This window comes from Anaerotignum faecicola, assembly GCA_024460105.1.
GTDB lineage: Bacteria > Bacillota > Clostridia > Lachnospirales > Anaerotignaceae > JANFXS01.
Window position 1 is genome coordinate 1 of sequence record JANFXS010000090.1, and the last position, 571, is coordinate 571.

General features: G+C 40.8%; 1 protein-coding gene. It reads right to left on the reverse strand.

What is annotated here, in order from left to right:
- Window positions 1–139: 139 nt before the first annotated feature.
- Window positions 140–571: phosphotriesterase (locus NE664_12905; GenBank protein MCQ4727533.1), on the reverse strand; the 432-nt coding region annotated here is incomplete at its 5' end.

Here is a 571-nt window from a genome sequence, read left to right on the forward strand (position 1 = left end):
ATCATACTTTTTAAATCTCCTGTTTTTTCTTTGTATTTGATTTCCATTGATGAACGGTAATTTTGTGATACCTCTGCCAGTCGGCTGGCTGGCCTGGCATGCATACCGTAATCATCCTCCAATGCATATATAATCTGCTTCATAAAATCTCTCCGTATCCTGTCTTGTTTTTTTGCTTAAAGGTCATACATCTCTGTGGATTCTCATAAAAAAACTTGTGAAAAAGCTTCTCTCCCTCCAGTCCCGATTTCTCTGCCATTTCCTTAAACTGTATCTGGAACCAATCAAATACATATCCAAGCCCCAATCCAAACTGATAATGACGGTAATATGATTTTCTCGCCATATCTCCGGAAATAAGAATCTGATCTTCATACCCTTCCTTCACCAGTGTCAGAATATGGGTAATCAGACTGCTCTCCGTATGATATTTAGTTTTTCCAATACCGTCGAAACAGAGATACGCTCCCGTGTCTGCAATCCTGCGGTGATACCATAGATCCATGTTCCTGTCCATATGACCAAAGCTGACATTCTCAAGCGATACTCCCACGGCTTTCAGCAGTTCGAT